Genomic DNA, 14,529 nt, shown 5'->3' on the forward strand with positions numbered 1-14,529 from the left:
TACTCGAGTCTTACCTGGCGGCGTGCCCGAGGCGCCGCCGCGGCTCACCGGCAGCGCCGGCTTCTGCCGCAACGGCTACGGATTGCCGGCGGCAGCCCGCAACGCCCGCACCAGCTCGCTCGCCGCCTTGCCAAGCCCCGTGTGCTTCGGCCGACGCAGATACACCGGCAGCAGTAGCCCGTTGCGGATATTCGCGAACACGAGCGGCGCAAGCTCGCCGTCGTCGACGTATCGGCCGATCGTCGATTCGGGCAGGTTGGCCCAGCCGTGGCCGGCCTTGACCAACGCGATCGCGGTCGCCATGTCGGTCACTTTCCACGTGCGATTGCCGATCACCGGCCGCACGTCGGTGAGCGGCCGTTCCGGATCGGCGATCACGATCTGCCGGAAACCGGACAACCGCTCGATCGCCTCCGGCTGCGCGGCTTCTGCGATCGCCGGATGTCCCGGCGCCGCGACGGCGATCAGCGTCTCGGTCCACAGCGCGTGGATCTGTTCCTGCGGATGAAGATCGAGCCCGCCGTACGCGACGCACAGATCGACGGCGCCGCGATGCAGCGCGTCGACGATCGCGTCCTGCGGCGCGGTGACGATGCTGATCGCGAGCGCCGGATACTTCGCGGCGACGGCGGTCAGCGCGCGCGCAACGGGTGCGCCGTCGAGTTCCGCCGCGAGCCCGAGCCGCAGCGTGTCCTCGACGCCTTCCGACAGATGCTGCGCATGCGCGCGCAGCGCCTGCAGCCGTTCGGCGATCGACCGCGCATCGGGCAGCAGCGCGGCCATCGCGGCGGTCGGCGTCGGCTCGCGCGTGCCGCGATCGAACAGCACGAGGTCCAGCTCGGCCTCGAGATTCGCGATCGCCATGCTGACGGCCGACGGCGTGCGACCGAGCGCACGCGCGGCTGCCGAGAACGAGCCCTTGTCGATGACGGTCAGCAGCATGTCGATGTGGTCGCTGGTCAGCACGTGCGGCCTCCTGTCAGAAAAATTGAAAGGACCTGACTTTTGCGGGCGAAGTGCCCGCTGTAGTCTCGCCACCTTGTTCGATACGAAGGTGATGGGTCATGCAAGGATGGAAGAGACGCATAGTCTACGTCGTGATGTTCGAGGTGCTCGGCATCCTCGTCGCGTCGTCGGTGCTCGGCATGCTGAGCGGCGCGAGCGCGACGACGAGCGGCCTGCTCGGCGTGATGATCTCGACGACGGGCGTCACCGTCAATTTCCTCTACAACTTCGGGTTCGAGGCGTGGGAGCGGCGGCGTGCGGAAACCACGCGCAGCGTCGGGCGGCGCGTCGTGCATGCGATCGGATTCCAGATCGCGCTCGTGACGTTCCTGATTCCACTGATCGCGTGGTGGCTCGACGTGTCGCTGCTGCAGGCGTTCCTGTACGACGCGGTGCTGATCGTGTTCTTCCCGATCTTCACGTTCGCGTACAACTGGTCGTTCGACAGCGTGTTCGGATTGCCGGATGCGGTGACGCGCAAACCGGAAGCGGTCGCGTGACGCACGGGATGACGTAGCGACGCGGGGCGGCCCGCGTCGTTTCGCGTCGAAAGAGAAGGGGAGCAGTGGGCGGAACGAATGCCGCCCGAGCGCGTTACGCGGCGACGAACTCGTGCACGAAACGATTGAACACCGCGGGGCTTGCCGCGTTCATCCCGTGCGACGCACCGGCGACGGTCTGCCGTTGCGCATCGCCGATCCACTGCGACAGCGTGTCGACGTTGTTGCGGAACATCTTCGGGCTGCGCTGGCCATCGATCAGCAGCGTGCGGCACGCGATATCCGACGCCGCATGCTGCGAATACGCAGGCAGCGGATCGCGCAGCTGCTTCGGCAGCGTGCTTGCGTTGTCGATCGCCATCGTGCGAAAGCGCGACGTGCTCTTCTTCCATGCGCCCGGCAGGCTCACCGAGTCGACGAACATCTCGAGGCCGGCTTCCACTTCACCTTGATCGATCAGGTTCACGGCCTTCGTGCGCAGCGCGATCGCGCTGGCCGGCAGCGCGGCTTCGCGCACGCCCGGCTGTTGCAGCGGACCGCCCGGATCGGCGAGCGTCAGCGACTCGACGAGGTGCGGATGCTGGCGCGCGACGTTGAACGCGACGCTGCCGCCACGCGAATGGCCGACGAGATGCACGGGGCCGAGATCGAGTGCGTCGATGAATTCGGCAAGCTCGTCGACGTGGTTCTGCCAACTGAACTCGTCCTGGATGCCCGCTTCGACGGCCGGCCAGTAGTGGCTCAGGCTCGGCGCGATGCAGCGGTAGTGTGCCGACAGCGATGCGAGTTGCGGATCCCAGTAGCGGTAGTCGCACAACGATCCGTGCACGAACACCATCGGCGCGCCGCTGCCCCGCTCGACATACGGCAGGCTGATGCCCGACGAAAGCGTCGCAAATTGCAGGTCGGGGTTCGCGAGCACCGAAGGCTCGATTCGCATGTTCATGGCTGAAAGACTCAAAGGTGCGTCAACACGACGCAACTATGCATCACGGCGACCTGCAAGGAAAACGCATAATTTTCATCGTGACGATCAATTTTATTGATGGCTCCGCTGGAAACCCTTGTCGCAGCGTGGGGAGGTGTCGAGGCTTTCAATCATCTGACGATTCGTTTCGCCGCCGAACGCGCGTGCGAACGCCTGCGCCCACGCGCATCGGCGGGGGAGGCGGGAAAAAGGGGAAAGGCCGGCGAACGCGGCCCCCACATCACCGCACCGCCAGCGCGGGCGCGGTCTGAAGCTCGACGGGCAGATCGTTGTCGGCGGCGAACTGCATCGCGAAGTCGAATGCATCGGCACATACCGTGCGCAATTCGTCGGACACGAACAGGCATTTGGCGCCGCCGTCGACGACCGGCATCGCGAGCCGCGACAACGCGCACGGATAGCCGGGCCGCCGCTCGCCGACGAACAGCGTGATGACGCCCGCGAGCCGTTCGGGCCAGTCGCTCGGGCGGAAGGTTTTCTGCGCGCGGGTGATGCCGCGGATCAGGTGGCCGCGGGGTTGGCCAATGATGCGGCCGCGTTCGGTGATGTCGATGCGATCCATGCCGTTGTGCGTATCCTCGTTCGCGTCATTCGCCGCCGTCGGCCGCCGCGTCGCCGCGCGCGGGAATCCGCAGGTGGCGCAGCTTGTGATAAAGCGTCTTCTTCGGCATGCCGAGTGCAACGCTGGCGTCCGCGACGTTGCCGTTGTGACGCCGCAGCATGTCCTCGATCAGCATCCGCTCGAAATACGCGAGCTGCTCCGCGAGCGTGCCGCCCGCCGTGGGCGCGCTGCCGGACGACAGCAGGCTGTCGCCGGTCAGGCCGAGCACGAAGCGGTCGGCCACGTTCTGCAGTTCGCGCACGTTGCCGGGCCACGCATGCGTCATCAGTTCGGACACCTGTGCAGCCGTGACGACGGGTGCCGGCTGCCCGAAGCGACGCGCGGCCGCGAGCACGAAATGCTCGAACAGCAGCGGCACGTCCTCGCGCCGTTCGCGCAGCGGCGGCAGCTCGATCTGCGCGACGTTGAGCCGATACAGCAAGTCCGCGCGAAAGCGTCCGTCGGCCGCGAGCTCGGCGAGATCGGCCTTCGACGCGGCGACGACGCGGCAGTCGACCGGAATCAGCTCGTTCGCGCCGAGCCGTTCGACCACGCGCTCCTGCAGCACGCGCAGCATCTTGATCTGCAGCGGAATCGGCATCGTCTCGATCTCGTCGAGGAACAGCGTGCCGCCGTGCGCCCATTCGATCTTGCCGATGCGCTTCTTGATCGCGCCGGTGAATGCGCCGGCCTCATGGCCGAACAGCTCGCTCTCGAAGATCTGCTCGGGCAGGCCGCCGCAGTTCAGCGCGACGAAATGCGCGTCGCGCCGGCCGCCGAAGTCGTGCAGGCTGCGCGCGATCAGTTCCTTGCCGGTGCCCGTCTCGCCGGTGATCAGCACCGACACCGACGTATCGGCGAGGCGCAGGATCTTCTTGCGCACGTCGGCCATCGCGGGCGACTTGCCGAGCACGAACGCCTCGATGCCCTGCCAGTTGTTGAGCGCCGCGCGCAGCCCCTGCACCTCCAGCGTGAGCCGGCGCTTCTCGACCGCGCGCGCGACGCGGCCGGCGATCACGTCCGACGAGAACGGCTTCTCGATGAAGTCGTACGCGCCGTCGTGCATCGCGCCGACGGCCGTCGAAATGTCGGCGTGGCCGCTGATCAGCACGACCGGGATCTGCGCATCGACGGCCATCACGCGTTCGAGCAACTGCAGCCCGTCGATGCCCGGCATCCGCACGTCCGACACGATCACGATGGGCGCGCCGGGTGCGACGTGCGCGAGCGCGTCGGCGGCCGACGCGAACGCATCGACCGGGAACCCGGCGAGCGCGACGGCCTGCTCGACGCCGATCCGGACGTTTTCATCGTCCTCGACGACCAGCACGCGAATCTCATCTTCCATGCTCTGTCCTTTGTTGCGGCGTCGCCGCCGCGAATTCGATGGTGAACTGCGCGCCGCCCGCGTCGCGGTTCGTCGCGGCGATCTTCGCGCCGAACGCCTCGACGATGCGCGACGTGATCGCGAGGCCGAGCCCGAGGCCCTGGCCGCGCGGCTTGGTGGTGACGAACGGCTCGAACAGGTGCGGCAGCACGTCGGGCGCGATGCCGGCACCGCTGTCGGCGACGGTGAAGCGCACGCGGCCGGCTTCGTCTGCTTCGTCCGCATCGTCCACTTTGGCGGCTTCGATGACGATCCGCCGCACGGGCGCATCGTGCACCGCATCGAGCGCGTTGCCGAGCAGGTTCACGATCACCTGCTGCAACTGGCTCGATTCGGCGGACACCGTCGTGCCGGGCGCGATGTTCACGTCGAGCTGCACGCCTTCGTCGCGGATCCGCGCATCGTAGATGAACCGCGCATGCGCGACGGCCTCGGTCAGCGACACGGCGACGCGCTCGACGTCGGGCTTGCGCGCGAAGGTCTTCAGCTCGCCGGTGAGCACCGCCATGCTGTCGACCAGCTTGCCGATCCGTTCGAGATTGGCGTATGCCGGCGCCGGCTGGCCGCGCTCGAAGAACGTGCGCGCGTTGTCGCACAGCGTGCGGATCGCCACGAGCGGCTGGTTCAACTCGTGCGTGAGGCCGGCCGCCATCTGCCCGAGCACCGCGAGCTTGCCCGCGTGCACGACTTCCTGCTGCGAATCGCGCAGCCGCTGCTCGGTGCGCTCGCGTTCGACGATCTCGCGCTGCATCCGCTCGTTCGCGGCCGTCAGCGCGGCCGTGCGCTGCGCGACGGTCAGCTCGAGTCGGTCGTTCGCGCGGCGCAGCGCGTCCTGCGCGTTCAGCCGCGCGACGATCGCCCGGCGGCGCTGGATCGCGTAGCCGACCAGCAGCGCGGCGATCAGGAACACGCCGGTGACGAACACGAACGCGGTCTGCTGCTGGCGCCGCGCGCTGGCGATGTCCAGCAGCACCATCAGCGAATCGCCGGCCTGCGGGGCGGGGCGCGACATCACGAGATAGCGCGTGTTGCGGCCGGCGTGACGCGGATCGGGAAACGTGCCGAACCACGCGGCGGCGCTGCGGTCGCCGATGTGGCGGTACGGCAGCACGTCGACCGTGCGGCCCGCGTATTGCCGCGACGCCTGGATGTCGCGCTGCTGCTGCGCGGTGATCGGGCGCAGCGCGGTGAATTTCCACGCCGGCTCGGTCGAGATTACGACCACGCCGTTGCCGTCGACCACCAGCGCCGCGACGCCCGGCGCGCGCCATGCGGATTCGAGCGTGTCGACGCTGATCTTCACGGCCGCCGCGCCGATCGGCACGCCGTCGTCGCGCACCGCGCTCGCGAAGTAGACGCCCGGCACGCCGGTATTGGTGCCGATCCCGAAGAAGCGGCCGCTGCCGTGCGCGAGGGCGTCCTTGAAGTACGGCCGGTACGACACGTTCGTGCCGACGAAGCTGATCGTCTCGTTCCAGTTGCTGGCGGCGATCACTTCGCCGCGCAGGTCGATCACGTCGACGGCGCCGCTGCCCGCGTCGCGGTTCACGGCTTCGAGGTACGTGTTCACCGTGTGGGCGAGCGCGGGCCGGTCTGGCGGCGCGGCCTTCAGCAGCGCGCGCACGCCGTCCTGGCGGGCAACCAGGCCGGGCAGGATCTCGAAGCGGCCGAGTTCGCTCTTCAGGCTCGACGCATACAGGTCGAGCCGGTGCGCGCCGGTTTCCTCCAGCGCGTCGATCGCGCGTTCCCACGCGAAATCGACGGCCGCGCCCGCCACGCCGACATACAGCACGGCGGCCGACGCCCACCCCCACCACGGGATTCCCTTGAAGCTCTTCTGCACGTTCGCCCTCATCGAAGCCTGCAACCGGTCACGCGCAACCGGCCGTCCGCGACCGGCCCTCCGCAACCGGCCCTCCGCAATGACGCGCGCCGCGCGCCGGCAGAGCCGGCGGCGGCGCGTGCGAAGCAGCCTGCGCGACGGTGCGCGCGGCCGTGCATTATCCGAAGTGCGCGACCAGGATCAGCGTCACCGTGACGACGATTGCGCCGCCGATGCGCGTCGCGATCTGCGCGAACGGCATCAGCTGCATCCGGTTCGCGGCGGTCAGGATCGCGACGTCGCCGGTGCCGCCTTGTCCGCTGTGGCAGGCGTTCACGATTGCGGTGTCGATAGGGTACATCTTCAGCAGGCGGCCGACCACGAAACCGGTGCCCATCAGCGTCGCGACGGTCGACACGATCGTGACGACGTTGACGATCGTGAAGGCGGCGGTCAGCTTGTCCCACGGCGTCATCGCGACGCCAATCGCGAACAGCAGCGGATACGTGACGGCGGTCGAGAAGAACTTGTAGACGACGAACGCGCCTTCCTGCAGCGGCGGCGACACCGCGCGCGCGAGCTTCACCAGCACCGCGAGGAACAGCATCGCGACCGGCGCGGGCAGGCCGAACAGCTTGTGCGCCATCAGGCCCACGAGATACAGCGTGATCGCCGTGATGCCGGCGCCGGCGATGTGCGTGACGTCGACGTGACCGCGGATCTCTTCGTTTTCCGGCGCCATGTCGCCGCTTTCGCCGACCTGCAGACGACCGTTGCCGGTCAGGTGCGGCAGGCGCTTGCCGAGCATGTCGAGCGCGCCCGACAGGATGATCGCGGTCAGGCTGCCGAGCATCACCGGCGGCAGCACCATCGCGAACATCTCGCCCTGCGGCAGGTGCATCAGTTCCGAATAGCCGATCGACAGCGGAATCGCGCCTTCGCCGACACCGCCCGCCATGATCGGCACGACGATGTACAGCAGCGTGTGGCGCGCGCCGAGGCCGAGCGCGGTGCCGACCGCCGTGCCGACGATCGCGGCCGCGACCGAACCGGCGGCGAGCGGGATGAAGATCTTCACGAAGCCCTGGATCAGCACGCGGCGGTCCATGCTCAGGATGCTGCCGACGATGATCGACGCGATGAACAGGTACAGGAAGTTCGTCGACTTCGTGAACTCGACCGTCAGGTTCAGCACCGGCTTCGGCAGCACGTGATAGTAGGTGAGCGCCGACGGCACGAAGGTCGCGAAGATCGCGGCCGCGCCGATGTTGCGCAAGAGCGGCAGGCGCTTGCCGAGTTCCGCGCACGTGAAGCCGAAGAACGCGAGCACGGCGATCGCCATCGAGATCTCGCCCGGCACCTTGCCCGTGACCGAGAAACCGACGATCAGCGCGAACAGGATCACGTACACCGGCAGCGGGATGATGCCGATGCGGATTTCCATCAGCTTCCACCAGCCTTCCGGCCAGAAGCGTGCGCGCGTGGCGGCGCCGGCTTCGGCAATCGGTTCCGGGTGGGACGGGGTATGGATAGAGGTCTGCAAGACGTGTCTCCTGATTGTTGGATGCCTGCATCGCTTCGCGGCATCGTGTGCCGTCTATTACGCAACCCCCGTGCCAGAATTCCGGCCTGCCTGAATATTTTTAATGCATTGATTCATAAGGGATTTGTTTCGTCTGCGGAAAGGGTTGCCGCCCCAGGCCGGCCGAGATTTCGGAATTCGTCCGGCGGGGAGGCCGAGATTTCGGCCAGTCGGCCGGCCGGGCGCGAGGTCGACCCCGATTGCGCGCCATATCGCCGCGCGCGATTTTCTTCGCACAATCGCTTCGTAGACCGCCTTCCTGCCGCTCTCTATCATCGGCTGATCCTTTTCCGATGCGACGACTGTCCGGAGAACGCCCGCGCGTTCGCCGCGGCGTCGCTCATCCGTCGATACCGTCTTTGGACAGGAGAGTGGTTCCCATGCCGCATGCCGTTTTTTCCGCCCGCTCGTGCGCCGGCCGCCTCGCACGGCTCATCCTGCCGGCCCGCCTGACGGCGGCCGCGCTGCTCGCGGCGTGGCTCGCCGTCGCGCTGCCGGGCGGCGCGCGCGCCGACACCGCGCCGCTGAAGGTCGGCATCTCGACGAGCCCCCAGATCGAAGCGCTGAAGATCGCCGCGAAGGAGGCGAAGGAGCAGGGCCTCGACGTGCGGATCGTCGAGTTCACCGACTGGAACACGCCGAACGCGGCGCTCGCGAACAAGGACATCGACGTCAACTACTTCCAGCACATCCCGTTTCTCGAGAACGCGAAGAAGCAGGGTGGCTACAACTTCGTGTCGATCGCGCCGGGCACGATCATGAAGATCGGCCTCTATTCGAAGAAGGTGAAAAGCTTTGCCGAGCTGAAGGACGGCGCGCGCGTCGCGATCGCGAACGATCCGGTCAACGGCGGGCGCGGGCTGTTGCTGCTGCAGCGCGCGGGCCTCATCACGCTGAAGCCGGGCAGCGACTACCGGGCGACGACGCACGACATCGTGTCCAACCCGAAGCACCTGAAGATCATCGCGCTCGAGGCGTCGCAGCTCGCGCGCTCGCTCGACGACGTCGACCTCGCGCAGGGCTACCCGAGCTTCATCAAGCTCGCCGGCACGACCGACCCGAACAGCGCGCTGCTGTTCGACGGCACCGAGAACAAGAGCTTCGCGATCCAGTGGGTCGTGCGGCCCGACAGCGTGAACGATCCGCGCATCCGCAAGTTCATCGCGATCTACCAACACTCACCGGCGGTGCGCCGTGCGCTCGACAACGCGTTCGGCTCGCTTTACGCGATCGCGTGGTGACGGAGGGAACATGACGACGCCGAACCGCAAGAAGATCCTGCTCAACGCGTTCAACATGAACTGCGTCGGGCACATCAACCACGGGCTGTGGACGCATCCGCGCGACCGCTCCGCGCACTACACCGATCTCGACTACTGGGCCGATCTCGCGAGGACGCTCGAACGCGGCAAGTTCGACGGGATCTTTCTGGCGGACATCGTCGGCGTGTACGACGTGTTCGGCGGTGGCCCGGACGCCGCGCTGCGCGAATCGGTGCAGGTGCCCGTCAACGATCCGCTGCTGCTCGTGCCGGCGATGGCGCAGGTCACACGGCATCTCGGCTTCGGCGTGACCGCGAACCTGACCTACGAGCCGCCGTACCTGTTCGCGCGCCGCATGTCGACGCTCGACCATCTGACGAAGGGGCGCATCGGCTGGAACATCGTGACCGGCTATCTCGACAGCGCCGCGCGCGGAATGGGCCTCGCGCAGCAGATCGGCCACGACGACCGCTACGAACGCGCGGACGACTACATGGACGTCGTCTACAAGCTGTGGGAACAAAGCTGGGACGACGATGCGGTGATTCGCGACGCGCAGGCGCGCGTGTTCGCGCAGCCGGGCAAGGTGCGGCGCGTCAAGCACGACGGGCCGTTCTATTCGGTCGACGCGATCCATCTGAGCGAGCCGTCGCTGCAGCGCACGCCGGTGCTGTACCAGGCCGGCTCGTCCGCGCGCGGCGTCGAGTTCGCGGGGCGGCACGCGGAGTGCGTGTTCGTGAACGGGCAGAGCAAGGCCGCCGCGCGCGCGGCGGCGCTCGATATCCGCGCGGCCGCCGCACGGCAGGGCCGCGACCCGGCATCGATCAGGATTTTCGCCGGCGTGAGCGTCGTGACCGCCGAGACCGAACTGCTCGCCCGAGAGAAGTTCGACGAATACCGGCGCTTCGCGAGCCCCGAAGCCGGCCTCGCGCATTTCGCGAGTTCGACCGGCATCGACTTCGCGAAGTACGGGCTCGACGAGCCGATCTCGTACGTGAAGACCGATTCGATCCAGTCGGCCGTCGACGCGATCTCGCGCAAGAGCACGACCGGCACGTGGACCGTGCGCCGGATGCTCGAACAGATGTCGCTCGGCGGCCGCTACGCGCCGATCGTCGGTTCGCCGTCGCAGGTCGCGGACGAGCTGCAGTCGTGGATCGACGAGACCGGCATCGACGGTTTCAACCTGACGCGCACCGTGATGCCCGAGTCGTTCGAGGATTTCGTCGACTGGGTCGTGCCTGAACTGCAGAACCGCGGCATCTACAAGGAAGACTACGATCCCGCGCCGACGCTGCGCGAGAAGCTGTTCGGCGCCGGCCCGCGGCTGCCCGCGTGGCATACGGGCGCGCAGCACCGGCCGGCCGCCGTGCCGGCATTGGAACCCGCGCATCCCGCGCATGCATGAACGTGATGGAGCGAAGCGATGACGCAACTGTTCGATACGCTGGGTTTCATCGAGGCATCGGCCGTGCAGGCCGGCGCAGCGGCACGCGACGCGCATGGCGCGCATCGGGAAGCGGCCATGCGGGCTGACGTCGCCACCGTGTCGCTCGTGCACGTCGGCAAGGTGTTCGCGACGCCGCGCGGCCACGCCGCTGCGCTGCGCGACGTGACGCTCGACGTGCGGCGCGGCGAAGTGTTCGGGATCATCGGCCGCAGCGGCGCCGGCAAGTCGACGCTGCTGCGGCTCGTGAACGGCCTCGAACGTCCGAGTTCGGGCAGCGTGCGCGTGCAGGGCGTCGACGTCGGCGCGCTCGACGAGGACGGCCTCGTTGCGCTGCGCCGCCGCACCGGGATGGTGTTCCAGCATTTCAACCTGCTGTCGGCGAAGACGGTGTTCGAGAACGTCGCACTGCCGCTGAAGATCGCCGGCGTGCCGAAAGCGGAGCGCACGCGCAAGGTCGATGCATTGCTCGATCTCGTCGGGCTCGGCGCGAAGCGCGACGCGTATCCGGCGAGCCTGTCGGGCGGCCAGAAGCAGCGCGTCGGCATCGCGCGGGCGCTGGTGCACGATCCGGAGGTGCTGCTGTGCGACGAGGCGACGTCGGCGCTCGATCCCGAGACGACGCAGTCGATCCTCGCGCTGCTCGCCGACATCAATCGCCGCCTCGGGCTGACGATCGTGCTGATCACGCACGAGATGGAAGTGATCCGCGCGGTGTGCGACACGGTCGCGGTGATCGAGCAAGGCGAGGTCGTCGAAACGGGCCCGGTATGGCGCGTGTTCGGCGATCCGCGCCACGGCGCGACGCGCGCGCTGCTCAGCACGCTCGTGCATGACCTGCCGGCCGAACTGGCCGCGCGCGTGCAGCCGTTGCCCGAGCAGGCTGCGCTGCCGGACGGCGCGCAGGTCGTGCTCGACGTCCGCTATACGGGTGAAAGTGGCGGCGAGCCGGACGTCGGCGCGCTCGCGGCGGCGCTCGGCGGCTCGGTGCGTTTCCTGCATGGCGGGATCGAGCGGATCCAGGGGCATGCGCAAGGGCGCCTCGTGATCGCCGCGTCGCCCGGGCAGTCGCTGGCACACGGCGGCGCGGTCGCCGCGTTGCTGGAGCGCGCGCGCCGTCATGCGAATCACGCGGAGGTGCTCGGTTATGTTTGAACTCTGGTGGCCCGAACTGCTTGACGCGATCCGTGACACGCTGTCGATGGTCGCCGCGTCGGCCGCCGTCGCCGCGCTGATCGGCATTCCGCTCGCGGTGATCCTCGTGACGACCGCGCCCGGCGGCATCTACGAGCGGCGCGGCGTGAACGCCGTGCTCGGCGCGCTCGTCAACGTGTTCCGCTCGACGCCGTTCATCATCCTGCTCGTCGCGCTGCTGCCGTTCACGCGCGTGCTGATCGGCACGACGATCGGTGTCTGGGCGGCCGTCGTGCCCTTGTCGATCGCCGCGATTCCGTTTTTCGCGCGCATTGCCGAAGTGAGCCTGCGCGAAGTCGATCGCGGGCTGATCGAGGCCGCGCTCGCGATGGGCGCGAAACGCCGCCACATCGTGTGGCACGTGCTGCTGCCCGAGGCGCTGCCCGGCATGCTCGGCGGCTTCACGATCACCGTCGTCGCGCTGATCGGCTCGACCGCGATGGCGGGCGCCGTTGGCGCGGGCGGGCTTGGCGATCTCGCGATCCGCTACGGTTACCAGCGTTTCGACACCACCGTGATGGCGACCGTGATCGTGATCCTGATCGCACTCGTATCGGCCGTGCAGATCACGGGCGACCGCCTGGTCCGACACGTGACCCGGCGTACCTGAGCGGCGCCACGAGCGCGGCTCATTTCATTTTTCCAGACCCTGAGAGAACGATACCCATGACCTTGCCCATCGGCGCACCGCGCGAATGGAACGGACAATTCGAGGAAGCGCTGTTCCTGGACGTCGCGCGACGCCATCGTCCCGGCTTTCCCGACAAGCTCGCGACGCCGCCGCGCGAGCCGCGCAGCGAAGACGAGCTGGCCGCCGTCGCCGACTACTACACGAAGATGGCGTCGCACGACCTGTTCATCGTGCAGGTCGTCGCGAAGGCGATCGACACGCTGTTCCGCGACGATCCGCATTTCCAGCTGATCCTGTCGCGCCAGCTCGGCGACGACGGCGCGCATGCGGTGATCGGCCGCGAGCGCGTGACCGAACTGACGGGCCGCGATCCGCTGCCGGAAGTCGAGCGGCTCGTCGCCGCGCACTGGGCGCGCATCGGCGATATCGCGGTGCGCGACGTCGCGGGTTTCCTCGCGTTCGAATGGCATTACGAGCTGCACATCCTCGCGAAGCTGTGGATCCAGCGCAAGACCGGCCGCATCACGGATGGCGCGATGCGCGAGCACGGCGAAAACCGGATTCGCCCGGACGAGGAGTGGCATCGCGTGCAGATCGTCCAGTGGTGGTTCGACACGTTGAAGGCGCTGCCGACCGCCGAGCGCGATGCGCTGATCGACCGCGTGATCGCGGCCGACGAGGAAACGCAGGCGCGGCTCGACGGGTATCTGCATGACGAGTACGCGCATACCGCGCATGTGTTCGGTGCGGATATCGCCGAGTACCGCGCGATCTACGACGACTGGCGGCGCGAGATCCTGTCGCGGCTGACCGGCCGCCCGCTCGGCGCGCTGGTGCCGCTGTCCGGCGAAGTCGTGGCGCATGAACCCCTTGCACGGGAAGCCGTCGCATGAACGATCCCCGCAGCCCGGCGACGTTTGCGCCGGATCACGATGCACGTGCGATCGACGCCGATGCGCTGGCGCGCGCGATCGACTCGCTGCGTGCGACCGCGGCCGCGCGCGACCGCGCGGGCGGTCATGCGGCCGACGAGAAGCAGTGGCTCGCCGACGCCGGCCTGCTGACGCTCGCGGTGCCGCGCGAATTCGGCGGACAGGAAGCCGCTTGGCCTGCGATCTACGACACGATCCGGCAGATCGCGCGCGTTGACAGCGCGCTCGCGCATCTGGTCGGGTTCCAGATCCTGCAGATCGTGAGCGTCGACGTGTGGGGCAGCGCGGCCCAGCGGGAGCGCTATCTGCGCGGCACGGTCGAGCATCGCTGGTGGTGGGGCAATGCGGTCAACCCGCTCGACACGCGGCTGGTGGCGACCGCGACGCCGGACGGCGGCTACCGGCTCGACGGCGTGAAGGGCTTCTGCTCGGGCACGCGCGGCTCGCACTGGATGACCGTGTCCGCGCACGATCCGGAAACGGGCCGCACCGTGTTCGGCGTGGTGCCGACCGATCGTGACGGGATCACGGTCAACGAGGACTGGGATCCGATCGGCCAGCGTCAGACCGACAGCGGCAGCGTGCGCTTCGACGGCGTGACGCTCGCGCCGGACGACGTGCTGCACCGCTCCGAAACGCCGCCGACGCCGCGCGCGACGCTTCGCACGCTGGTGTCGCAGCTGGTGCTGACGAACCTGTTCGTCGGGCTTGCCGAAGGCGCGCTCGCCGAGGCGCGCGACTATGTGCTGAAGCATGGCCGGCCGTGGATCCATTCTGGCGTCGCGCAGGCAAGCGACGATCCTTATACGCTGCAGCGTTTCGGCGACATGCGCGTGCGGGCGGTGGCGGCGGGATCGCTGGCCGACCGCGCGGCGGTCGAGTTGCAGCGCGCATGGGCGCGGCGCGACGCGCTGACGGCCGACGAACGTGCCGAAGTGGCGCTCGCCGTGTCGGAGGCGAAGATCGTCGCGCAGCGCGCGGCGCTCGACAACGGCGAGGCGCTGTTCGATGCGTGCGGCGCACGCGCGACGGCCGCGTCGCTCGGCCTCGACCGCTTCTGGCGCAACGCGCGCACGCATACGCTGCACGATCCGCTCGACTATCGGCTGCGCGACGTCGGCCGGTTTGCGCTGACGGGAGAGTTGCCGCAGGCGTCGCTCTATACGTGACGGCGGTCA

General features: G+C 68.3%; 13 protein-coding genes. 7 read left to right on the forward strand and 6 right to left on the reverse strand.

What is annotated here, in order from left to right; translation table 11 throughout:
* Positions 1-75: 75 nt before the first annotated feature.
* A complete protein-coding gene (locus tag ACVK00_RS06900) occupies positions 76-966 on the reverse strand; it encodes a LysR family transcriptional regulator (protein WP_284894252.1) in 891 nt (296 codons plus the stop codon).
* A gap of 98 nt (positions 967-1,064) precedes the next feature.
* Here ACVK00_RS06900 and ACVK00_RS06905 point away from each other — a divergent pair, with 98 nt between their 5' ends.
* The gene (locus tag ACVK00_RS06905) at positions 1,065-1,505 is read left to right on the forward strand and encodes a PACE efflux transporter (protein WP_228908458.1); all 441 of its coding nucleotides are present in this window, start codon (positions 1,065-1,067) and stop codon (positions 1,503-1,505) included.
* Between the two features lie 94 nt (positions 1,506-1,599).
* On the opposite strand, the gene ACVK00_RS06910 is transcribed toward ACVK00_RS06905, so the two are convergent.
* The 5 genes from ACVK00_RS06910 to ACVK00_RS06930 all read right to left on the reverse strand — a co-directional run bounded on the left by ACVK00_RS06910 (position 1,600) and on the right by ACVK00_RS06930 (position 7,846).
* Positions 1,600-2,451 carry an alpha/beta fold hydrolase gene (locus tag ACVK00_RS06910; protein ID WP_284894253.1) on the reverse strand — a complete coding sequence of 284 codons (852 nt, stop codon included), beginning with the start codon at positions 2,449-2,451 and terminating at the stop codon, positions 1,600-1,602.
* Positions 2,452-2,713: 262 nt separating this feature from the next.
* On the reverse strand, positions 2,714-3,055 hold the full coding sequence (locus tag ACVK00_RS06915; protein WP_284894254.1) for a DUF3579 domain-containing protein: 342 nt from the start codon (positions 3,053-3,055) through the stop codon (positions 2,714-2,716).
* Between the two features lie 25 nt (positions 3,056-3,080).
* On the reverse strand, positions 3,081-4,442 hold the full coding sequence (locus ACVK00_RS06920; RefSeq protein ID WP_284894255.1) for a sigma-54-dependent transcriptional regulator: 1,362 nt from the start codon (positions 4,440-4,442) through the stop codon (positions 3,081-3,083).
* Positions 4,432-6,336: a sensor histidine kinase gene (locus ACVK00_RS06925; protein ID WP_284894257.1), complete on the reverse strand. Its 1,905-nt coding sequence runs from the start codon at positions 6,334-6,336 to the stop codon at positions 4,432-4,434. Before ACVK00_RS06925 ends, ACVK00_RS06920 begins: the two co-directional genes overlap by 11 nt.
* A gap of 145 nt (positions 6,337-6,481) precedes the next feature.
* A complete protein-coding gene (locus ACVK00_RS06930; RefSeq protein ID WP_228908453.1) occupies positions 6,482-7,846 on the reverse strand; it encodes a 2-hydroxycarboxylate transporter family protein in 1,365 nt (454 codons plus the stop codon).
* Positions 7,847-8,265: 419 nt separating this feature from the next.
* On the opposite strand from ACVK00_RS06930, the gene ACVK00_RS06935 reads away from it, so the two are divergent.
* The 6 genes from ACVK00_RS06935 to ACVK00_RS06960 are packed head-to-tail and all read left to right on the forward strand — an operon-like array spanning position 8,266 to position 14,520.
* Positions 8,266-9,126, forward strand: coding sequence for a MetQ/NlpA family ABC transporter substrate-binding protein (locus ACVK00_RS06935; RefSeq protein WP_284894258.1), 861 nt, complete (start codon positions 8,266-8,268; stop codon positions 9,124-9,126).
* A 10-nt stretch (positions 9,127-9,136) separates the two neighbouring features.
* Complete coding sequence (locus tag ACVK00_RS06940) at positions 9,137-10,555, forward strand: LLM class flavin-dependent oxidoreductase (RefSeq protein ID WP_284894259.1); 1,419 nt, start codon at positions 9,137-9,139, stop codon at positions 10,553-10,555.
* Between the two features lie 18 nt (positions 10,556-10,573).
* On the forward strand, positions 10,574-11,749 hold the full coding sequence (locus ACVK00_RS06945; RefSeq protein ID WP_284894260.1) for a methionine ABC transporter ATP-binding protein: 1,176 nt from the start codon (positions 10,574-10,576) through the stop codon (positions 11,747-11,749).
* The gene (locus ACVK00_RS06950) at positions 11,742-12,398 is read left to right on the forward strand and encodes a methionine ABC transporter permease (RefSeq protein WP_006752338.1); all 657 of its coding nucleotides are present in this window, start codon (positions 11,742-11,744) and stop codon (positions 12,396-12,398) included. Before ACVK00_RS06945 ends, ACVK00_RS06950 begins: the two co-directional genes overlap by 8 nt.
* Positions 12,399-12,454: 56 nt before the next feature.
* Positions 12,455-13,312 carry a hypothetical protein gene (locus ACVK00_RS06955; protein ID WP_284894262.1) on the forward strand — a complete coding sequence of 286 codons (858 nt, stop codon included), beginning with the start codon at positions 12,455-12,457 and terminating at the stop codon, positions 13,310-13,312.
* Positions 13,309-14,520 (forward strand): acyl-CoA dehydrogenase family protein, encoded by a 1,212-nt coding sequence (locus ACVK00_RS06960; protein ID WP_284894263.1) that lies wholly within the window; start codon positions 13,309-13,311, stop codon positions 14,518-14,520. The genes ACVK00_RS06955 and ACVK00_RS06960 overlap by 4 nt, the downstream gene beginning before the upstream one ends.
* The last annotated feature ends 9 nt before the right edge of the window (positions 14,521-14,529 follow it).

It is taken from the genome of Burkholderia sp. PvR073 (genome assembly GCF_054055695.1).